Source organism: Terribacillus sp. DMT04, from assembly GCF_019056395.1.
GTDB lineage: Bacteria > Bacillota > Bacilli > Bacillales > Amphibacillaceae > Terribacillus > Terribacillus aidingensis_A.
Window position 1 is genome coordinate 1,191,439 of the sequence record NZ_CP077639.1, and the last position, 19,169, is coordinate 1,210,607.

General features: G+C 36.5%; 22 protein-coding genes and 1 pseudogene. 11 read left to right on the forward strand and 12 right to left on the reverse strand.

The window, feature by feature from the left end:
• The first annotated feature begins 537 nt into the window (after nucleotides 1-537).
• Together KS242_RS06450 and KS242_RS06455 are read left to right on the forward strand one after the other, a co-directional pair.
• Nucleotides 538-678: a hypothetical protein gene (locus tag KS242_RS06450; protein WP_217323527.1), complete on the forward strand. Its 141-nt coding sequence runs from the start codon at nucleotides 538-540 to the stop codon at nucleotides 676-678.
• A 22-nt stretch (nucleotides 679-700) separates the two neighbouring features.
• On the forward strand, nucleotides 701-1,195 hold the full coding sequence (locus KS242_RS06455) for a hypothetical protein (protein ID WP_217323528.1): 495 nt from the start codon (nucleotides 701-703) through the stop codon (nucleotides 1,193-1,195).
• 82 nt (nucleotides 1,196-1,277) lie between these two features.
• Here KS242_RS06455 and KS242_RS06460 read toward each other — a convergent pair whose 3' ends face one another.
• From KS242_RS06460 to KS242_RS06485, 6 genes are all read right to left on the reverse strand, one after another.
• Entirely contained in the window at nucleotides 1,278-1,613 is a 336-nt protein-coding gene (locus KS242_RS06460; protein ID WP_217323529.1) for a hypothetical protein, read from the reverse strand.
• A gap of 3 nt (nucleotides 1,614-1,616) precedes the next feature.
• The gene (locus KS242_RS06465; RefSeq protein WP_217323530.1) at nucleotides 1,617-3,446 is read right to left on the reverse strand and encodes a DUF6792 domain-containing protein; all 1,830 of its coding nucleotides are present in this window, start codon (nucleotides 3,444-3,446) and stop codon (nucleotides 1,617-1,619) included.
• Between the two features lie 5 nt (nucleotides 3,447-3,451).
• The gene (locus KS242_RS06470; protein ID WP_217323531.1) at nucleotides 3,452-4,060 is read right to left on the reverse strand and encodes a hypothetical protein; all 609 of its coding nucleotides are present in this window, start codon (nucleotides 4,058-4,060) and stop codon (nucleotides 3,452-3,454) included.
• A 935-nt stretch (nucleotides 4,061-4,995) separates the two neighbouring features.
• Nucleotides 4,996-5,151 (reverse strand): hypothetical protein, encoded by a 156-nt coding sequence (locus KS242_RS06475; RefSeq protein ID WP_217323532.1) that lies wholly within the window; start codon nucleotides 5,149-5,151, stop codon nucleotides 4,996-4,998.
• 430 nt (nucleotides 5,152-5,581) lie between these two features.
• Nucleotides 5,582-6,616: a serine hydrolase domain-containing protein gene (locus KS242_RS06480; RefSeq protein ID WP_217323533.1), complete on the reverse strand. Its 1,035-nt coding sequence runs from the start codon at nucleotides 6,614-6,616 to the stop codon at nucleotides 5,582-5,584.
• A gap of 193 nt (nucleotides 6,617-6,809) precedes the next feature.
• The gene (locus tag KS242_RS06485) at nucleotides 6,810-7,193 is read right to left on the reverse strand and encodes a hypothetical protein (RefSeq protein WP_217323535.1); all 384 of its coding nucleotides are present in this window, start codon (nucleotides 7,191-7,193) and stop codon (nucleotides 6,810-6,812) included.
• 525 nt (nucleotides 7,194-7,718) lie between these two features.
• Here KS242_RS06485 and KS242_RS06490 point away from each other — a divergent pair.
• Both KS242_RS06490 and KS242_RS06495 read left to right on the forward strand, forming a co-directional pair.
• Nucleotides 7,719-8,381 (forward strand): annotated as a pseudogene (locus KS242_RS06490) (Type 1 glutamine amidotransferase-like domain-containing protein).
• Nucleotides 8,382-8,665: 284 nt separating this feature from the next.
• Entirely contained in the window at nucleotides 8,666-9,556 is an 891-nt protein-coding gene (locus tag KS242_RS06495) for an alpha/beta fold hydrolase (RefSeq protein ID WP_217323536.1), read from the forward strand.
• A 111-nt stretch (nucleotides 9,557-9,667) separates the two neighbouring features.
• Here the strand turns inward: KS242_RS06495 and KS242_RS06500 are convergent, their stop codons facing one another.
• Nucleotides 9,668-9,868, reverse strand: a complete 201-nt coding sequence (locus KS242_RS06500) for a cold-shock protein (RefSeq protein ID WP_217323537.1) — start codon at nucleotides 9,866-9,868, stop codon at nucleotides 9,668-9,670.
• 524 nt (nucleotides 9,869-10,392) lie between these two features.
• Between KS242_RS06500 and KS242_RS06505 the strand changes: the two genes are divergently transcribed.
• Nucleotides 10,393-11,001 carry a transglutaminase-like domain-containing protein gene (locus tag KS242_RS06505; protein ID WP_217323539.1) on the forward strand — a complete coding sequence of 203 codons (609 nt, stop codon included), beginning with the start codon at nucleotides 10,393-10,395 and terminating at the stop codon, nucleotides 10,999-11,001.
• A gap of 78 nt (nucleotides 11,002-11,079) precedes the next feature.
• Nucleotides 11,080-12,054 (forward strand): MBL fold metallo-hydrolase, encoded by a 975-nt coding sequence (locus tag KS242_RS06510; protein ID WP_217323540.1) that lies wholly within the window; start codon nucleotides 11,080-11,082, stop codon nucleotides 12,052-12,054.
• A 55-nt stretch (nucleotides 12,055-12,109) separates the two neighbouring features.
• Here KS242_RS06510 and KS242_RS06515 read toward each other — a convergent pair whose 3' ends face one another.
• The 3 genes from KS242_RS06515 to KS242_RS06525 form a co-directional block, all read right to left on the reverse strand.
• Complete coding sequence (locus tag KS242_RS06515) at nucleotides 12,110-12,388, reverse strand: hypothetical protein (protein WP_217323542.1); 279 nt, start codon at nucleotides 12,386-12,388, stop codon at nucleotides 12,110-12,112.
• Between the two features lie 230 nt (nucleotides 12,389-12,618).
• Nucleotides 12,619-13,182 carry a DUF7010 family protein gene (locus KS242_RS06520; protein WP_217323543.1) on the reverse strand — a complete coding sequence of 188 codons (564 nt, stop codon included), beginning with the start codon at nucleotides 13,180-13,182 and terminating at the stop codon, nucleotides 12,619-12,621.
• A 197-nt stretch (nucleotides 13,183-13,379) separates the two neighbouring features.
• Nucleotides 13,380-13,547: a hypothetical protein gene (locus KS242_RS06525; RefSeq protein ID WP_217323545.1), complete on the reverse strand. Its 168-nt coding sequence runs from the start codon at nucleotides 13,545-13,547 to the stop codon at nucleotides 13,380-13,382.
• 381 nt (nucleotides 13,548-13,928) lie between these two features.
• Here KS242_RS06525 and KS242_RS06530 point away from each other — a divergent pair, with 381 nt between their 5' ends.
• The 3 genes from KS242_RS06530 to KS242_RS06540 all read left to right on the forward strand — a co-directional run bounded on the left by KS242_RS06530 (nucleotide 13,929) and on the right by KS242_RS06540 (nucleotide 16,606).
• Nucleotides 13,929-14,906, forward strand: a complete 978-nt coding sequence (locus KS242_RS06530; protein ID WP_217323546.1) for an aldo/keto reductase — start codon at nucleotides 13,929-13,931, stop codon at nucleotides 14,904-14,906.
• A gap of 130 nt (nucleotides 14,907-15,036) precedes the next feature.
• Complete coding sequence (locus tag KS242_RS06535; protein WP_217323548.1) at nucleotides 15,037-15,456, forward strand: MarR family winged helix-turn-helix transcriptional regulator; 420 nt, start codon at nucleotides 15,037-15,039, stop codon at nucleotides 15,454-15,456.
• Nucleotides 15,457-15,583: 127 nt separating this feature from the next.
• Nucleotides 15,584-16,606, forward strand: a complete 1,023-nt coding sequence (locus tag KS242_RS06540; protein WP_217323550.1) for an NADH:flavin oxidoreductase/NADH oxidase — start codon at nucleotides 15,584-15,586, stop codon at nucleotides 16,604-16,606.
• A gap of 46 nt (nucleotides 16,607-16,652) precedes the next feature.
• On the opposite strand, the gene KS242_RS06545 is transcribed toward KS242_RS06540, so the two are convergent.
• Nucleotides 16,653-17,501, reverse strand: coding sequence for a nucleotidyltransferase (locus tag KS242_RS06545; RefSeq protein ID WP_217323551.1), 849 nt, complete (start codon nucleotides 17,499-17,501; stop codon nucleotides 16,653-16,655).
• A 42-nt stretch (nucleotides 17,502-17,543) separates the two neighbouring features.
• Nucleotides 17,544-17,930, reverse strand: a complete 387-nt coding sequence (locus KS242_RS06550; protein ID WP_217323552.1) for a nuclear transport factor 2 family protein — start codon at nucleotides 17,928-17,930, stop codon at nucleotides 17,544-17,546.
• Between the two features lie 189 nt (nucleotides 17,931-18,119).
• Between KS242_RS06550 and KS242_RS06555 the strand changes: the two genes are divergently transcribed.
• Nucleotides 18,120-18,554, forward strand: a complete 435-nt coding sequence (locus KS242_RS06555) for a DUF3139 domain-containing protein (protein ID WP_217323554.1) — start codon at nucleotides 18,120-18,122, stop codon at nucleotides 18,552-18,554.
• A gap of 56 nt (nucleotides 18,555-18,610) precedes the next feature.
• Nucleotides 18,611-19,120 carry a DUF402 domain-containing protein gene (locus KS242_RS06560; protein WP_254391826.1) on the forward strand — a complete coding sequence of 170 codons (510 nt, stop codon included), beginning with the start codon at nucleotides 18,611-18,613 and terminating at the stop codon, nucleotides 19,118-19,120.
• The last annotated feature ends 49 nt before the right edge of the window (nucleotides 19,121-19,169 follow it).

The window sequence follows — 19,169 nt, forward strand, 5'->3', positions numbered from 1 at the left end:
ATATATGAAATGAAGTCAAGTGTAGATAGCGTCATAAGCTCATAGAACGATATTATCAGTCACAATTTCTATGCAGGGACAGTCTTACTGAAGACAAGTGCAAGGATCTAGTAGAGTAAGAAAAGAAAAAAATACTAGAGATTTACTTCGTTAAGTGATATCTGTGCATCCATCCACGAGAATACGCATACCCTTTTGGTTTACCTTAATAATTAAGCTCTCCATCTATTTTTCCTGATATTCCTTCTTACTTGTTTCTTCGCTGCTAATAAATATGTATACTACACGATTTTGAACTATTTTATGTATAGTATTATTGATTGAATCAGTTTTTTTAGTACTGTTGGAATTTCTCTAAAGGGACTTACAGACCTCGACTTAAGGATTGTTTTTTTATTTAGTTATTAAGATTATGGAAATAATGGATATTTTCAATGTGATTTTTAAGACAAAAGCAACATTTGGGGGTTAGGCTTAGTGAGAACTAAATTCGTAATTGTTCTTATTTTAACAACGTTGATTATAGGAGGGTGTAGTATGGGTGGTGATAAACAGTCAGGATCTCCTTCTGAAATGAATCCATCTGAATTACCGGATGTTGCAGCATTTCAGGATGAATTCACGCGTGACTTTATACAAAATTCTGAGCCTACAAAGGAAGGGTACTACTCAATTTAAGTCGGGATCGAACAGTTTTACGATGGACTTTCCAGGGAATTTGGTTGTCATTAGAGGAAGCTACAATAAAGATGAGAATGATGGGATTGAAATGATTGAGCTCTCTTTTCCTAAATCTGAAAGAGATAAGATAGATGCAGTACCTGTAGTTAAATTACATTATTATGATTTAATGAGCAGTGAAGAGAACAGCAAAGAGAGTATAACTGCACGAAGTAGCGGTACACTTGAATTTAAGTCCTTAGAGTCAGTTAAAAGTGATCAGCATATACAATATGCTGAAAATAAAGATGGTATTTATCCAGGTTTATCTGGTTTAGTATGGAATGACAATAATCAACAGATTCAGATATTCGCTTCTGTTGTTTGTAAGGAAGGTTTAAGTGATGAAGAATGTGAAACGGAGGCTAAACCAATAGAGGATTCCTTAGTTGAGGTTGTAGGATCAATTCAATTTCAGGATCAAACAGTTGACCAAAAAAAAGGTCCGAACGAGTCCATAAGAGAAGCGCAATAGAAGTAGGGGAGTTATTTATGATCTTAAAAAAAACAGCAAAGTTGTTTCATACAGAAACAGTTGCTGTTTTTGTTTAAGGTATCTATTTTATTTTTGCGCTTTCTTTGTATTTAATAACTATCTTTTGTTGTTTGTTACTTTCTACTTGCTCGCTAAAGTTACCTACGACTTGAATTGTCTTCATAGTAAGGGACATATATAAGCCTTGTTCTTTCTGCTTTCTTAGTGTTGCGGCAAGACCTAGTTGTGCAGCTATTTTACCTTTTTGGCCTTCTCCTTCAATCGTACTTTTCACCAAAGCATAAAATCTTTCGTCCTGGCTCTGGATATCATCAGCGAGGTTCTTCAGCATCCTAATTTTATGACTGTGATCATCTTTCGGAATTATTTGAGTCATTTCATAGTCTGTGAATTCCATCCATTAGATCCCCCTTACCAAATCAAACATTTGTGATAGCTTTTCCTCTTCCGCAAATAAATCTTCTACAGCTTTTCTATAGTCTTCTATGAGCTTATAGCCGCTATCCACACTCGACTTCATTTCATATATCTGTGCATCCAAATCAGCTTTTTCTAGCGGAAACACGTTATCCATCACCTTTAGCGATTCAACTTCATAAAGGGGATATCTGTGCATCCAACCTCGACTGTATGCGTACCCTTTGGGATTACTTTCGATGTGATATATTTCGTCGAGTACTTTTTTTCGTTCTTCCTTGAAAGCTAACTGTATTTCTTCGTGAACGGTTTTTTCCAGTTTTGCAATGGCAGACATCTTGTCCTCAAATATTAACGCACCTTCGCGGTATAACCTTAAAGCAGCTGACATATTTACTTCAATTGGTTCCCCGCTGGCACTGGTAGAAGTATAAATTAAGTCTTTCCCCGAATAGCTTTTACTGCCGCCAGCCAAAGCATTAAGCATTTCATTAATACTGTGGCTATCCTTAATGGATTCCAGCCTTTCTAAAATTCCACTGTTTAGAATATTTTCAATTGAACCCGTAAATGAACTCTTAAGTTTCTGAAATGCTTTATACAAGCGATAGTCACCGTACAGAGACAACTCATTAAGATTTTCGTTTATGTCTGCATTTTCATAAATAGCAGCATACGCCTCGGATAAATCTTTTTCTAAGATGGCAACTTCTTTTATTATTATATTTTTTTGGTCTTCTGTTATATATCCTTCTTCATAAAGCCGGCCGAATATAGTGTCAGCATTTTGGGTTATTACACTTACCTTTTCTAATAATGGAGGTAAGTTATCTTTTAATGCCTTTATTGTCTCATCAAATTCATCGTGATCGAATGCGTACCATTGTAAAATGTCCATATTACCTTTAATTCCTTCGAGGTACTCTAACTTTACTCCAAGAAGCTGAGAAGCAACTTCATTTACGCCGCCTTTATTATCAGCAACTGAATAATCAATCGCCAGGTCTCTGAAGCTTGCTATTACATCATCCGGGATATCATCAACGAGATTTTTAATTCCGTCAACTTCCGGATTCGTATCTATCATATCTACATCGCCAAATGTAACAAATCCGGCTTTCTCTGTAACAGCAAACAGCGGATCATCCTTGGAGATTTTTTGATGAATTTTTACTGGAGAATCTTTGTAATAGTCTTTTGTAAATTCGGCGAGATCATTAGAAGGTATTTTAGTTACATCATCAGGATTTTTAATTCCGAAGTGTTGATTAACTGCTTCAAAAAAAGTTGGGTCATAATCATATACTTCGAGTGGAGGTAGTTGAAGCCCGTTAACTCCATATATTTCATCAAATGTATCATCTACAATACCAGTGATTGTACTGTTATGGTTTCCCAGTGAATGACCAAAAGAAACAACTTCTGTATCATCTTTTATGCCAAAGTGATTCTTAGAATCATCTACAAAAACTTTTGTTGCTTCAGCTTGTTTTGTAGATTTTCCTGCAAACGGCCCTTTTATATTTTCACTCCAATCAGCTCCATCTACAGAACCTTGGTTTATCACATATAGCTTTTCTTCTCCACCTTCAGATATTAAAAGTGAGGTGCCATCATAACCCGACTCAAGATTAGATGTATTTTTTGAGTCAGATGAATGATAAATTTTGACCTTTCCCTCAAAAAGTTCGCCTGTTTCTTCTAAATAAATAGATTTAAATTTCACCTCTAATTCATCAGGTTTCAGATTGTCGTACTCTGTATTTGTAAGTCGCATCCACACATTAGTTGATGTGATTTTATCCAATGACATAAAAATCAATCACCTTCATTCTGAGTCAACTTTATGGATTGGAATATATTTAATACCCTTTCTTTTTCATCCTCTACTAATTTTGAGCACTCATCTGAAGAAAGGTTATCACCACAGATCATACTAGTGAATATCTGTATGTTCTCGTTATTATCATTCCAAATCAATGTTGCAAATCCAGGATTGATTCCATCAGTATAATCAGCAACTTCAATGTTCTGTCCCTTAAATTCAGTGTTTTTTGACTGAAATTGAAGTTCTTCATTTCTCTTAGCGGACAGTCCATCCTTAGTTGACTCCACGTCACTCATAAAACCATAGTATTTTAATTGTATATTGGTGAATACGTCAAGGCTTTCATCGGTATGAGATATAGTAAGAAATTCACTGTCATTCTTTGAGGATTTATTATAACTTCTCTCAACTATATTCATATCTCCTGGGAAATCCATTGTAAATTTCCCGGACTTCGCTTCAAACGGGTAATATCCTTCTCGAACCGGTTCTGTTGATGTAAGAAAATCACGAGTAAATTCATTTTGAAATGCCGGTACATCCGGTAAATCTTGTGGATCCATCTCGGAAGGTGAAGCAGATCCTTTTCCGTTTGACATACTACATCCTCCTAACACAAACGCTGTTAATAATATTAGTACTAGAAATTTAGTTTTCACAGAGTAATACCTCCGCTCTTATGATGCTTACTGCACAAAATTATACAAAAACAGATACTACAATCACAGGGATATAGTGGATATTTACAAAAAACCGTTCTTTTGTCTTAGGTATAATTACCATTGGGTGTGAAGATGTGAGGATACGACGTTGCAAGAACACGTTTTATAAATGGCAATAAGAAACATATGACAAATTATTCTTTAAATAGTGAAGCTTGCATTTGCAATATGTATTGAATCGTAGTAGAAGAAGACGAGACTTATTGAGGATATCTGTGTTAGTTCTGTTTTTCTTATTTAACTAATACAGAAAGATAAGTGGCCATTTGCTAACGTCAATGCTAACGTAATTAATTTTTTGAGCTGATTTTAACGGAATTAATGGACTATATGGACAGAAAAACCCTTTAAAATACGCTATTTACGCCTATAACAAAATTGACAGGGTAGGGGTCGTTGGTTCGAGTCCAATCGGAATCACTAAATAAACCCTAGAGCCGCAATGGTTCTAGGGTTTATCTCTGCTCGCATTTTTACTTGACGTCATATTTCGCGCCTTCCACTTGGCGACCGACTTAAGATGGTTTGTATTTTTGGAGCTGAATTATAGTATTCTGGCTGACGTTTTTAGAGATGTGACCATAATTATTCCCATTGGATTTTGAATTGGTGCCGGTTCTGCTTAGAGTCGGCCAGCAAGTTAACATCATTCTTTTACATGCGTGCCAGGTAGACGACGGGCTTGTTGGTTGCATGTGGAAAGAAAAGCGCAGCATTCGCATTGAATTTAAGCAACGTGACGTTTATTACCGGAATGAAGGACTAAGAAAATAGACTTTCAGTTCAGGACTACTGATGAAGGCTTCCTCCTCTTAACCTAACTTTCTTTCGATTCTGTCAAGCTGCATCTTCATTTCTTCTTGACCTTGCTTTATTTCGATAATATCCTTTTTAAGTCCATCTCTCCCACTAACTAGCTGTTTCACTAATTGTATTTCCTTTAGTATCTTTCGTAATAATTCTTCCACAAGTCAACCTCCTTTGGACATAATTTTATCTTTACTTGTTTGGGAAAAGGACCATAGGAAACTTATTTGTTTTGTATATAATTGATAAACAGATTCCGCGACTATATTATATCTTTAATATAGTCTACAGTAGCAAGTCCGTCTATGCATGCTGGCTTTGAAGATAAAAGTGTTAGGTGTAATATATATAATTTGAAGGGAAGAAGAGATTCATTATTTCAGGTTTATCAGTGATTAGGAAGAAGAACAACCCTTATCTTTTCGTAGTTATATTAGGGTAATACCAATTAAAAGCCAAGGGCAATTGACTTGAAATCTCTTATATTATTTCATCCTAGTTACTTATCTTATATTATTCAGTCTGCGGAGAGAACTATACAAGTAATCCGGTTACGGAATTTAAGCCCCGCGTTTGTTAAATACCAAATATTCAAAAGGGATAAGCATTATAGACTTTCCCAATGATACCTTTTAATTGATGAACACCTAGATCGGTATTTGTCATTACGACTAATCCTGTTTTTAAATAAGGATAAGCCACCATCATACATTGGAAACCAACACCCCAACCAAGAGATGAAATTTCAATTCCTTTATCGGTTTTATCCAGAAAAACTCCTAGCCCAGTCCACTCCTTACAACCTTGAGGATTAATAACTTCCATTGCCTTACTTACTGATAGCTCAAGCTTACTTTCACCGTTTAAAGAATTCATTACTTCAATAACCAAAAGAGCTAAATCTTTAGGCGTTGACCATAACCCAGAAGCTGCTGGATATGGATAGATTGGAAATTTTCCATTTACTAATTTTCCATTTTTGTGGTGACCGCAAGAGAAATAGTTTGTTACTTCTGATGTTGGAAGTTCAAATGTGCTATTCTCCATATTTAATGGTAAAAAGATATGTTCATTCATTACTTCATTAAAAGGTTTCCCAGTAACGTCTTCAATCAGAAGCTGTATAATGCAAAAACCTGCGTCTGAATATTCAAAGGTGCTCCCAGGTTCATACTTAATTTCAATAGGTTCTTTACAATAGGGTGTTCTTCCTTCTAATATTTCGACTATTGAGGGAGGATCTATCCTGGAATTGAGTTCTAGGAAACTTCCTTCGGGGTCCATAATACCAGATTGGTGACTAAGTAAATTTCTTAAGGTAACTTTCTTATTTTTATTTAGTTCACTATGAGGAACCTTCCATGATGTTAGTTTTTCATTTACATTCTCATCTAAATCCAGGATTCTTTGTTCGGTCAATTTCATCACCAGTAGTGAGGTCAAAAATTTACTGATTGAACAAGCACTAAATATAGAATTACTTTTCACACTTTTATCTGTTTCTGCTTCGAGTAAGCCGAAGCATTCTGTACTACTTATGGTACCATCATCAATGGTTGCGATGCTTAATCCAGTTACACTATAATCTTCCATAAGATATTGTATGTTGGTATTTAGTGTTTTCATTAAAACAACCCCCGAATTAACTCCTATGTACGCCAAATGGCTGATACTTGTTGACGCACCTTCGACTTATAGCTATAAAGATTTTAGGTGAAGCGTGTGATGTGCTTGTTTTTAATCAGCCAGCAAGTTCGTGTCACCCATATCTCGATTGGCTGCTTTGTTAGTAGCTTAACTAATTATATGTACAAGTAACTTAGTGTCCAGGGTCGCTTTCTACACTTAAAATGTGACTTTTATTAAAAGCTATTATAGCTGTAGTAATGAATGCTATTAAAGAAACAATGAAAAATTCAAATTTAACTAGCAAGGCTAAAATTATACCTATCACACCGATAAGATATAAAGTTTGTGACAAGGGATTCACTCTTACGATGACTGAAGAATCATTATTAACTTCAATCTTATTACTGTATCCGCCGCCTTGAACGGTTGTTCTTATATCGACGAGATTGCTGTCCGGTTCAAACTCATATGTCTCGCCATTTCTAAGTTTAGTTAGCATTTGATCACCTGCATACAATTTAATGAGCGCTAAACCACCATAAAAATTCTTTTTACGAGTAACTTTAATAGTCATATAGAAAACCACCTTTATAAAAAATACCTTAAAAATATATCATAATTTACCAATAATTACTATAAAAGTTTATTGCTTCTTTGTTTGCTGAGGAGAGGAGAAAATAGTAGGCATGAGGAATGTACAAGTTTTCCTTGGAATAATTTCTCTGTTGAAGAAGACTTCCGCAGTAAACAGATGATACTAATGGTGATGACTAAGAAAGCGATACAACAAGCATCTAGGGAAGAATAATCTAAAAAGCATAATACTCTCAGCTGATTGTGTATTTGGAGACATGGTACATGAGAGGAAGAAGGGGAGAATATTATTTCGTATAGCTTCAGTGGTATGCGAAAATCAATTAAATTTGCAACCTATTTAAGAGCCTGTTTTAAAGTTAGAGTAATTGAAATATTCTCGTATATCTAACGAAGTTTAACTTGTATTCAACAATAGGCTCATTGAGAGATTTTTTGAAGACAAAAAAACAGAATGATGTTGCAAAGGATAAATCACAAGTTCCAGTTTGAAATGGGGGTACTTATGAAAACTCATTATTATTTAGGTTGGTTTAACAATTTCTTTCCAGAGAATTTGAGCAGTGTGTTAAAGGCAGATATAACTGATAGAAAATCGCTTGTTATGATTAGCTCAAATCCATCTATTAATGAAGATAATGGGGCAACGGAACGCTCGTGGCTTGACCAAGCTGGCATTAAGTTCGATGAATATCATTTAATTAATTATTACGTACAGAAGGAAAATGCTCAAACGATGATTCAAAATGCTTCAGTCATTTTCTTATTAGGAAGAGACACTCTTAAACAAAATGATTTCTTAATAGAATATGAATTATCGAATTTGAATAAATAGAGCAGCGGTATTGTGATGGGAACAAATGCTGGTGCAATTAATATGTCTGCAAAATGGTTATGCTCGAAAAAAATTGGATCTAAAGTTGAAAAAAGCTCTGTGTACAACGGAATTGGTCTTGACAATTTTTCCGTCCTTTCTCATTTTGATCTCGAAAACAATATCGCACTAGTTCAAAACGAACTATCCCTTTTATCTGAAGAAATGAATATTTATGCTTCGAACAAAGATTGTGCTGTACGGGTAAGAGGGGACAAAATCGACATTTTAGGCAATGTTTTTTTAATCTCCCGTTCTAATATTCAGAAATTGGATGAGACGCTCTGGTTGTAGTGACTGGCTATGACTTGCTTAAATTAATTTAACTACAGCAATCGGATCTTAGTATTAGTTGTAAGTGAGTTATTTTTTTATCAGCAAGAGAGGCTAATAGCTAAACAAGGAGCTGTCGAATGTAGTAGTATTTAAACGCGTTAAATGGCAGTAATGTGTAAGACTCAGTAAGAGATACAATGGGAAATGTTATTATATGTATTTTTGTGTGATGACTATAACATATATACAAAACGACTTAAACAATATGGCAGCCCATATTCACATAAGAAAGAAGAGAGTGTGTGTCTAACTATATAACAGTTAAAAATAAGAAAATCTATTATGAGAGCCATGGTGATGCCCATCTACCTGTATGTTTGTATTTACACGGCGGACCAGGAGCTGGTTCCTATGATTTTATTGAACATCAAGGTCAAGAGCTTTCAAAATTTCTGAAGATAATTGCAATTGATCAAAGAGGGGTGTTACGTTCGGATCCAATTAATGATGAAGAGCCGTTCGGAATTCATGATTTAATAGATGATTGCGAATCTATCCGTGACCAACTTGGTATAGAAAAGTGGGGAATCATTGGTCATTCAGTTGGTGGTTATTTGGCTGTGCAATATCAATTGAAATATCCTGAGAAGGTGACATATCTTTTGTTGGAATGTCCAACGCTTGATCTGGGAAGTTCTGCTCGCTCACTAATTGCAGGAGCGCTTCAGGAGTACGAACGATTAGGAAAATATGAAAAGATCAATGAATACTATGCTGCTTCAAGTATAAGAGATACTGAAAAAGTTTGGGGAATATGTATAGAGGTTCTTATTGATTTGGATGAATATAAAGACAATTTGTATGTCCACGGGGAAGATAAACATTTTTTTGATTATCTTGTTGAAAACTCTGGTATTCCACAAGAAAATTGGGAACGGGCATATAATCATCAACAAAAGCTCTATCAAGAAGGGAAAATATTTGAATCTTTGTTACCGCAACTCGATTCTGTTACTTGTCCGATGCTACTAATTAAAGGTGAATATGATTGGGTAACCAGTAAAAATCAACTGACTGCATTTGCAAATGGTCAGGCCAACCGTAAGATAGTTATGTTTAGTCAAAGCGGAAATTTTCCGAGGTTCGAGGAACCTGAAAAGTATGTAAGGGTAATACGAGAATTCATAACTTAATAATTTATTCGAACCTTGGGATATTAAGTAGATATCATGAATTCAAATTTCTTTTGTTTATATGAAAGGGACAAATAAAAAAAAGACTCCATATGGAGTCTTTTTTTATAATTAACCTTTGTTTACGTTAACAGCTTGAGGTCCGCGTTGACCTTGTTCGATTTCGAAAGATACTCTTTGACCTTCGTCTAAAGATTTGAAGCCTTCGCCTTGGATAGCGCTGAAATGTACGAATACATCGTCTCCGCCTTCAACTTCGATGAAACCGAAACCTTTGTCTGCGTTAAACCATTTTACTGTACCTTGTTCCATAGTATTGCCTCCTGTGGTGGGATGTCCCACACTTATATTACTACCCTTGTTTTTAAGATAAAAAATTCTAAAGGAGAGATCTCTCTTCTCGCAAATTTTACACCGAACAAAAATAATTAACCTTAGTATAGCACCTATTACTCAATATAGCAAATGCGTATAGTATTTAATTTTTTCATACATATTTACTACTTCTCGTAATTATATCTGTAATTACACTCCTGCTATATAAGATGATTTTTTTCGCTGTTGTATCACAGTTCTGGACAACTAGTGTAAGAAGACAGAGCAGTGACAGTTAGCATGGGCATTTATAAGATGTCTTTCTTTAATGACACTTTATCTGTACTGTCTCAAACAGATGATGATTTTTTGGGAGAACTATTATAGTTGGAATTGGTAAAGCCTTCTGACATATAAATAGAATAAAAAATATAGAAGTTTGGTATTACAATTGAGAATATCTAAAAGTACGTCTATGATAAATCTTATATACTTGAAAATTTATACAGTGGGGTGGAGTTGTGCAGCTACTATGTGAATCGGAAAGTTTAGAGGAATACCTACTTGAATCAAATGAAGTTGATTACACAAAGTCTATAGTAAAAGAAAAAATAGGAGAACTTTTCAATCCTTCACAAACAGAGATAGAAAAAGTAAGAATTGCGTTTGAGTTTGTTCGAGATGAAATAGCGCATTCCTGGGATATCCAATCAGTGCAGGTTACTTGTAAAGCATCGGAGGTTATAGCGTATAAAGAAGGGATTTGTTACGCAAAATCACATCTTTTGGCTGCTTTGTTACGTTCGCAGGGTATACCAACGGGCTTTTGCTATCAGCGATTAATGTTATTTGACGTACCTGAAAAAGGCTATTGTATCCATGCTTTGAACGCAGTTTATCTGCAATCAATGGATAAGTGGGTAAGGTTAGACGCACGTGGAAATAAGAAAGGGATAAATGCACAATTTTCTGTGGACAAGGAAAAGTTAGCGTTTATTACAGAAACGGAAAAGGACGAAATAGACTATCCAGTAATTTATACGAGTCCTCACCCCGATATTGTTGCTGTATTAAATGAACATGCGGATGCTTTAGACATGTACAAACATTATTTACCCACAAGAATATAATCTGCTGTAATTACTTGTAACGATTTTAATTGTCAAAAGACAGTACTCTTAAATCACATATTAGACTTGGGGGTTCATATGACGAATTCAAAATTAACCTTAGAAACGGATTATTTTTCTGTACATGCTTTATGTGACGGTGTTTATGCAGTAACAGCAAAACCTGGTCAAGGTACATGGAGTAATGCAGGTTTTGTTGATTTAGGAGAAGAACTGCTCGTATTTGATTCTCATGGCACTCCTACAGCCGGTGCAGAGTTACGTAAAATCGCAGAGTCTATGACGGGTAAGAAAGTAAAATACTTAGTAAATAGCCATTATCACGGTGATCACGTATTTGGGAACCAAGCATTTAACGATACGGTAATTATATCAACTGCCGAGACGCAAAAACTGTGTACAGAGAAACACAGGCTTGGAAATCTGAAAACAGAAGAGAAAGTAATGCAGCAGTATTTGCTTAAACTAAAAAATCAAATACGGGAAACGGAAGAAACTATTAAAAAGAAAAGTTTGTATAAACAATTTGATGAAACGACAAGATTACTAGCCGATTTACCTAGGTTAAAGTTGGTGCTGCCTACACTGCTATTTGAGCAAAAACTCACCATAATAGGATCAAAACGAACGGTAGAATTGAGCTGTTTAGGTGGAGGGCATACTCCAAGCGACACTTTCATGTACTTGCCGGCAGATAAAATTGTGTTTACAGGTGACTTGGTAACGGAGAATCTACATTTACCAATATATGATCCTAGAGAATTCGTATCTATACTGGAGACTATTAAACACATGGATATAGATACCGTTGTTCCGGGGCATGGGAATGTGGGCAATAAGGATTTGTGCAACACTTTAGCAGACTACATAAAGTTCTTAATTCGAAAGGCTAAAGAAGCTCATTATAGAGAATTATCGCTTCCAGAATTTATAACTGGATATGAGCTATACGAGGAGTATAAAGATTGGGGAGGCATTAATGGAATACAAACAAACCTTTCTAGTATATTTAATTATTATTCTAATGATGTATCAAGAAAAAAGCAGAGGTGAAATTCCTCTGCTTTTTTAAATCTTGTCACTGTATTAAAGGAAATCCCTTTTGTAATTAACCGACTGGTTTATCATCATTTCGCTTTCTCACTATTAAGATTGTAAAAAGAGATAAACACGCAATGAAAGCTGGTAAGATAAACTCAATTATGTACGGGAGATTAATAACATCACAAATTATTAATGCGGCTCCGCCAAAAGCGTAAAAGATGATAGATGCTTTGTGATTGTTTTTGAATCCTGCTGGTGCAATTAACCATTTGTATTTATCTTTGTCTACGATGATTAATAGTGCAGCGGTAATGCCGATAACTCCTATTAAAAACAAACTCATTTTATTCCTCCTTATTCTTTTCTGATACTTTCACTTTTCCATATAAAGGATCTAAGGTTATTTGATACAATTTTCTCGTAATTGATATGAAAACTATCTATTTGGGTTGAACAGAAAGAGGAAATTGGAATGTATTGATTTGTCATATAAAGAGATAAGACTATTTTTCGATTACTAACCGCGGATTTGAAATATAACATAGCAACAGACTACTAAAGGAACCTGGGTAATCAAGCACCTTTCCTTATGTATTTAAATGATTTTTTCTTATAGTCCAAGTGAACCATTAAAATTAAAAATAGTAAAAGAACAACCATTGCAAGTGGTTCTAACCATAGAATTTTCCCATCTAAAAATAGTCCTAATAGCATAATTATTATCGAGATTATTGGGGCCATTGCATAATATGATTTCGCATTATAAAACCAACCATAAGGAAAGAAGTGAGCTCCTGTTATGATTGCAAATAACATAATGGCGTTACTAGGGCTTTCTATAATTCCCCAAAAAAGAATAGGAAAGTAGATCAGCTGAGCAAGATTTAAATATAAACCTAGATCGCCCAATGGATTATCTTTGGATTTCCAATCAGCTTTTATTAAATTGGAAATGCCAACGGATAATGGAAACATTAGGCCTGTTGCAAATAACATAAAGATGTTTTTCTGGTTTAACTCTAGAGGCAGCAAAAACAATATAGTGATGATGCTCCAGATGACAACAGCTGATAGTAAAAATCCTATCCCGTTTTTACTTTTGACTGATAATTCATTTCTAATTCTTGTTATCTCCAAGCAATTTCCTCCTTTTTTAACCAATCTGCTGCATTGGTTATAGACAATTATTTCAAGATATTACTAACAATTTTATCATAATTCTTCCAAAATGCTTCAAAAAAATAGCCCACTTATTTTTAAGTGAACTAGTAGAAGGAAACTTGTTATGGTTATTCGCTGTCCAGATAACAAGATGCTCTATTAACGTAATGATTTTAGTGATTAACATTGTTGTTGCGGTTTGCGTTTAAGTAATTAGCCGCTTCCGTTTTACCTTGTTGTGCTGCTGCCGCAGAGATTTCCTCAGGATAATGAAAAAGGTGTTTGGGCGTTAAGAATGTGATAATGGCTACAACAAGAAAGCCGAATAAGAACAATAACATGTTTATATCTCCTTACATTTTCGTTTGTACTCATTATAAGAATCTCTTGTGTACATCATGTGTTGTTCTCGCCTAATTTTAAATATAAATGCGAAATTTCAAGTTGACTGTCAGCATTTCTTTCATAAGACGATAGACGAACTGATTTGACACTTCAAGTCAGTAGGAAAGACGGTGATAACAGATAAACTTTCGCTAATACAGGGATTCAGCGTGCTAATGTAGAAATCCTTTTTGAGGACTTTGGCAATAGCTGCTTTTTCATTTATTTGTCTAAGCAGGATTGGGTGTAAAGAAGGGAAGCCGAAGAGATGGTTATGACAGGTAATGAAAAGCGAGATTAGTAGTTTTATAAATAACAGATAGATTGGAGATCCAAACATGGACTATCAATACCTTGGTAAATCTGGTTTAAGAGTGAGCAGGCTGTGTTTAGGCACAATGAATTTTGGTACTGCTACAGACGAAAAGGAAGCATTTCGTATTATGGATGCGGCACTTGATGCTGGCATCAATTTCTTTGATACGGCCAATGTTTATGGTGGTGAAAATGCTGGTCTGACGGAAACCATTATCGGCAAATGGTTTAAGCAAGGTGGAGGAAGGAGAGAGAAAATAGTGCTTGGTACAAAAGTTTACGGGTCCATGCATGATATTTTAGATGGTCCGAATGATCAATCGGGATTGTCAGCATATAAGATACGGCGACATCTTGAAGCATCGCTTGATCGCTTGCAAACGGATCATGTCGAGCTGTACCAGATGCACCACATTGATCCTGCCGTCACTTGGGAAGAGTTATGGGGGGCATTCGAAGTAGGTATCAGCCAAGGGAAAATCGGATATGTTGGTTCTAGTAATTTTGCAGCTTGGCAGCTTGCAGTGGCACAAGGTGCTGCTAAAAACCGTCATTTTCTCGGTATCGTATCCGAGCAGCATAAGTATAATTTGAACTGTCGGTATGCTGAATTAGAAGTACTTCCCGCAGCAAAACAACTCGGTATTGGGATTATCACATGGAGTCCGCTGGATGGAGGGCTGCTTGGCCGAAATGCGCTCAAGATATTGCCTGGAAGCCGCAGTGGGGATATTGCTGAAAAGATAAACTCGCAGCGGGCACAATTGGAACAATTCAAGAGTCTGTGTGAAGAGTTAGGAAAATCCCAAGATACTATTTCTTTAGCATGGCAGCTTGCTAATCCCGCAATAACAGCGCCGATTATCGGACCGCGTACGGCGGAACAGCTCGAGAGCGCCTTTGCTGCGCTTGAAACGCATCTAGATCAAGCTGCTTTACAACGATTGGATGAGATTTTCCCAGGTCCAGGAGGTCCCGCACCGCAAGCGTATGCTTGGTAAGCGAAAAGAGTTGAAGGAGGGAGAAGTTACCCTCCTTTTCTTTGTGTTTGCAAATTAAATTTGAGCTGTTCTATTAATTCCAGTATAGTAGGACGTATAGTATTCGAGATAAGAATAGGTGGAATTTCTTATGACAAACCAGGCGTTCATGGATGAGTGGTTGGCACTGGACAACTTACAATTAAAAATAAAAAAAGAACTGGAAACAGTTCTTCAAAAAGAGTATAGCTTATCAATTAAAGAGTTCTACGTTTTATACTATCTTTCCAAAGCTCCTGAAAAAAAGCTTCGTTTACAGCAACTGCAGGAATTGATTGGTCTGAGTCAAAGTGCGTTGTCCAGGCTGGTTGGCAATATGGAAGCGAGCGACTGTGGTGCTTTGCAAAAGAAAGAATGTACAGATGACCGCAGAGGAACATATACGCAGCTAACAGAGATAGGGGAACAAAAACTGCGGCGTGGCTTGGAAGCATTTCATGAAGTGTTAAAGACAAATCTCTCCGCAGTTAATTCGCAAGGTATCTTCCAGCAATTATTGCAGAAGCTATAATAACAATGATCTAAAGGTACCTAAAAGGGTACTTTTTTTGGTGAAGTCTTTAAATTGACAGGACGATTTAGAAGCGTTAAATTAAATGCATGTGTAATGCATGTATTTAATTAGAGGAGTGTTAAACATGGAAAATTTGTTTAGTACATACAAAATAAAGAATCTGGAATTGAAAAACAGAGTTGTTATGCCGCCGATGTGTCAATATTCCGTTGAAAAGAAAGACGGTATCGCGAATGAGTGGCATTATCAGCATTATGTCAGCCGAGCAGTTGGCGGAACAGGATTAATTATCGTAGAGATGACAGATGTAGAGCCTGACGGACGAATTACGGATTATGATTTAGGTTTATGGTCGGATGAGCAAGTCCCAGCTCTGACAAGAATTGTTGACGCAGTGCACAGTCATGGCGCTAAAGTTGCTATTCAAATTGCACATGCTGGACGTAAAGCAGAGGATGCAGCAGAGCCAGTAGCTCCGTCTGCGATTCCGTTTGATGAGAACTCAAAAACACCTCGAGCACTTGCAACGGACGAAGTGAAAGGAATGGTAGAAAAATTCCGTTTGGCAGTAAGACGTGCCGTAAAAGCGGGGTTTGATGCAATTGAAATTCATGGTGCACACGGCTACCTAATCCACCAGTTCCATTCTCCGCTTACGAACAAGCGTGATGATGAATATGGTCAAGATTTAACGAAATTCGGCCGTGAAGTTATTGAGGCAGCCAAAGCGGAAATGCCAGCTGATATGCCGTTAATTATGCGAATCTCCGCAAAAGAATATGTGGAAGGCGGGTATGGTATTGAGGAAAGTATCGAGTTCGCCAAAGCATATAAAGAAGCAGGAGCAGATGTGTTTGATATTTCTTCTGGCGGTGAAGGCCAGATCGCTGCTTGGGGAAGACCAGGAACACATGCAGCTTACCAAGTGCCGTTAGCACGTCAAATTAAAGAAGCACTACAAGTTCCCGTAATGGCAGTCGGCAGACTTGATGACCCAACATTGGCTAATGCTGTTATCGGAAATGAAGAAGCAGATCTTGTCCAAGTTGGAAGAGGGATGCTGCGAAATCCATACTGGACTTTGGAAGCGGCGAAGCAGCTGCGAAAAGAGACTGATGTACCGAAGCAGTATGAAGCTGGATTTTAAGTAAATTATCATATGAAGCCCGTCTGTTTAAACAGACGGGCTTTTTTTAGGAGTGCAGTTTCATGTTTCTTACTCTGTGCGGGTTATGATGCAACAGCCATTTGTCAGCTTCTCTAACCAGCCGTTCTTCCAACTCATCTAGAAAAGCCACTAATTGCTTCCAATCTGAAACAGGATTAATTGCATATTCTAGTGCTTGACTCATATTGGCTTTGTACTGCGGATAGTGTTTAGCAAATACTTCATAAGCAGGGTATAAATCTCGCGTGTAATGTTTTTCATAGTCCAGTACGAAAGCAAGGCCAGCTCGGACAATAATCTTCATAATCCAGCTGCAGCAATCTAAAACATCCTCCTTATCTTCATTATTTTGAAGTTCCATTCTCGCTTGTTCGATTTGACCCTTTAAGTGGACAATATGGTGATTAGCCAGCGTCTTATCCGCTTTGTAAGATGGTAGAAGAGAACTGACATCTTCACCTAATACGCATACGCTATGTGTCTTGATCATAAACGGTATGATGGAGAAAGATTGTGTATCGCAAACATCCTCGATTGAATAAACACTCATTTCAATACCGCTCACACATGGGAAGCTGTTATTTAATTCTTCTTCCGCTTTGCTAATCCAAGCTAAATCTGTATCTTTCATTCGGTCCTTTGTGATACAAATTGTATCCAAATCAGAAACTCCTAAAATCCCCAGACCGCGCGGAATAGAGCCTCGTAGGTAGATACTGTGCAAACTTGAACCAAGCTTGCGTTTATAAGTAAGTATAACCTTCTCAATTAAATCGCTATAAGCAGATGCAATTTTCGTTTGGTTTGCTTCGTTTATGATGTAACCGGCATCATCATTTGGGCAAAAGCGGCCAATATTTTTAATTTGTGTCAATGTACATCTCCTTGTTTTCTAATTGTAAAGCTATGTATCTAATTATAGATTAGTAACACCTGTTTCTTCATACGAGCGTATCAGCCTCCATTTGCCATTTTTCATTGTGAACGTTTGAAAGAATAGATTTGAGGTTTTGATTAGTTTTCCGTCAAGAGTCATTGTTGCTTTGATAATCGCCATTATATCTTTTTCATTGAGAGGCAGGATGGATATCGGGGTGAGAACCCATTCCATCTTTTTATCTTTAAAATAAGCAAAAGCTTGTTTCCATCCTGTTACTGATGATTCCTTTCCGTAACTAGAAATACTTCCATCTCGCACTTCCATTCCTTGAAATGTATCATCAATTAAATTCTCGATAAATTCAACATCCGCTGCTTTCCATTTGGCTAGATAGTGATTAATAAAAACATGAAAATCTTCCATATTCTTACCTCCCTTATGTTTGTATCCTGAAAATTATCGATGAACTTGAACTGTTAATGTAGTTGATGTGTTAAATTGAGTTTATCAGATTTTTCCATATACAGAACAGAAATTCACAATAATAGCAAACCTAACAGGTAAAAATAGTTCTATATGAATCAGTTACTTGCTAGGAAGGAGGTTTTCTTGGTGAAAAGATATCGATGGTGGGTCAGTGGAACAGGAGTTATCTTGTTACTGTTAATCAGCACGCCTTTTGTAATTCTTTATCTTATGAATAACGGAAACCCATATACACGCTTTTGGACAGAAAAACAAGTACCAGCGCATCTGGCCGAACAAGGATATACAGAGGATGATTATTTGGAGGCGTACTGGGTTCTGCCTAACTATCGGATAAACAAAGATATTTATACAGATGGCTTTGTTGTTCGGTTTAAAGATGAACCGAATGTCGTCTATACATATGGAGTAAAGCGTCATGGAAAGGAAGTTGTGCAATATTGTGAGAAAGAAATAGGAGAAGCTGAGTCGGATGATGCGTTGCAGATTGTGAAATCAATGGATGAGCCATCTGCGAAGCATAGCGAGAGTACATGCATTGATTCAATGGGTAATAGGTAAATACAACAAGGACACTGCAGAACAAAGTCCTTAACACAGCAAAGAGGAGAGGTAAGATGAGCGAAATCATACACTTAAAATCTTATAAATATCCAAATATACCTCACTATGAATGGGAAGGACGTTTGCTCCAAAAAACGCCAGATTACGCTATGGTGCTTTGTGAAAAAGGAAGGGAGTTGAAACACCATACGAAAGGTATTACATTTACGATAGACCTCACATCGCTGGAATACTTCTTTTTTAAAGAAGGATTTACTGTCGCGATGGAGGTGGGAGCAGGGGAAATCCTCTCTTTTTATTGCAATATTGCTACGCCGTCGGTATGGAATGGAGATGAACTCCATTATATTGATTTGGATTTAGATTTAATTAAGAGAAGAAAAGAGGATTGGCAAGTTATCGACAAAGATGAATTCGAATCCAATGCTGTAAAATACGGCTATCCTCCTGACCTGAAGAACTATGCTTTACAGTCATTGGAGCGGTTGCAGAAAAGGATCCACACAGCTTCTTTTCCTTTTGACGGTAGTGGATTGGTTTACTTGTCTGAGAGCAAACGGTAAATCCGACTCTTCTTGCTTTATCACATAATTTATTCATTTGTTTCACTTC

What these genes read in the sequence shown, in the direction of transcription:
- KS242_RS06560 (WP_254391826.1), top strand. Translation starts at nt 18,611, where the DNA reads ATGAGCGAAATCATACACTTAAAATCTTATAAATATCCAAATATACCT.
- KS242_RS06515 (WP_217323542.1), bottom strand. Translation starts at nt 12,388, where the DNA reads ATGAGTTTGTTTTTAATAGGAGTTATCGGCATTACCGCTGCACTATTA.
- KS242_RS06530 (WP_217323546.1), top strand. Translation starts at nt 13,929, where the DNA reads ATGGACTATCAATACCTTGGTAAATCTGGTTTAAGAGTGAGCAGGCTG.
- KS242_RS06460 (WP_217323529.1), bottom strand. Translation starts at nt 1,613, where the DNA reads ATGGAATTCACAGACTATGAAATGACTCAAATAATTCCGAAAGATGAT.
- KS242_RS06450 (WP_217323527.1), top strand. Translation starts at nt 538, where the DNA reads ATGGGTGGTGATAAACAGTCAGGATCTCCTTCTGAAATGAATCCATCT.
- KS242_RS06470 (WP_217323531.1), bottom strand. Translation starts at nt 4,060, where the DNA reads ATGTCAAACGGAAAAGGATCTGCTTCACCTTCCGAGATGGATCCACAA.
- KS242_RS06455 (WP_217323528.1), top strand. Translation starts at nt 701, where the DNA reads ATGGACTTTCCAGGGAATTTGGTTGTCATTAGAGGAAGCTACAATAAA.
- KS242_RS06465 (WP_217323530.1), bottom strand. Translation starts at nt 3,446, where the DNA reads ATGTCATTGGATAAAATCACATCAACTAATGTGTGGATGCGACTTACA.
- KS242_RS06535 (WP_217323548.1), top strand. Translation starts at nt 15,037, where the DNA reads ATGACAAACCAGGCGTTCATGGATGAGTGGTTGGCACTGGACAACTTA.
- KS242_RS06510 (WP_217323540.1), top strand. Translation starts at nt 11,080, where the DNA reads ATGACGAATTCAAAATTAACCTTAGAAACGGATTATTTTTCTGTACAT.
- KS242_RS06550 (WP_217323552.1), bottom strand. Translation starts at nt 17,930, where the DNA reads ATGGAAGATTTTCATGTTTTTATTAATCACTATCTAGCCAAATGGAAA.
- KS242_RS06485 (WP_217323535.1), bottom strand. Translation starts at nt 7,193, where the DNA reads ATGACTATTAAAGTTACTCGTAAAAAGAATTTTTATGGTGGTTTAGCG.
- KS242_RS06500 (WP_217323537.1), bottom strand. Translation starts at nt 9,868, where the DNA reads ATGGAACAAGGTACAGTAAAATGGTTTAACGCAGACAAAGGTTTCGGT.
- KS242_RS06480 (WP_217323533.1), bottom strand. Translation starts at nt 6,616, where the DNA reads ATGAAAACACTAAATACCAACATACAATATCTTATGGAAGATTATAGT.
- KS242_RS06540 (WP_217323550.1), top strand. Translation starts at nt 15,584, where the DNA reads ATGGAAAATTTGTTTAGTACATACAAAATAAAGAATCTGGAATTGAAA.
- KS242_RS06525 (WP_217323545.1), bottom strand. Translation starts at nt 13,547, where the DNA reads ATGTTATTGTTCTTATTCGGCTTTCTTGTTGTAGCCATTATCACATTC.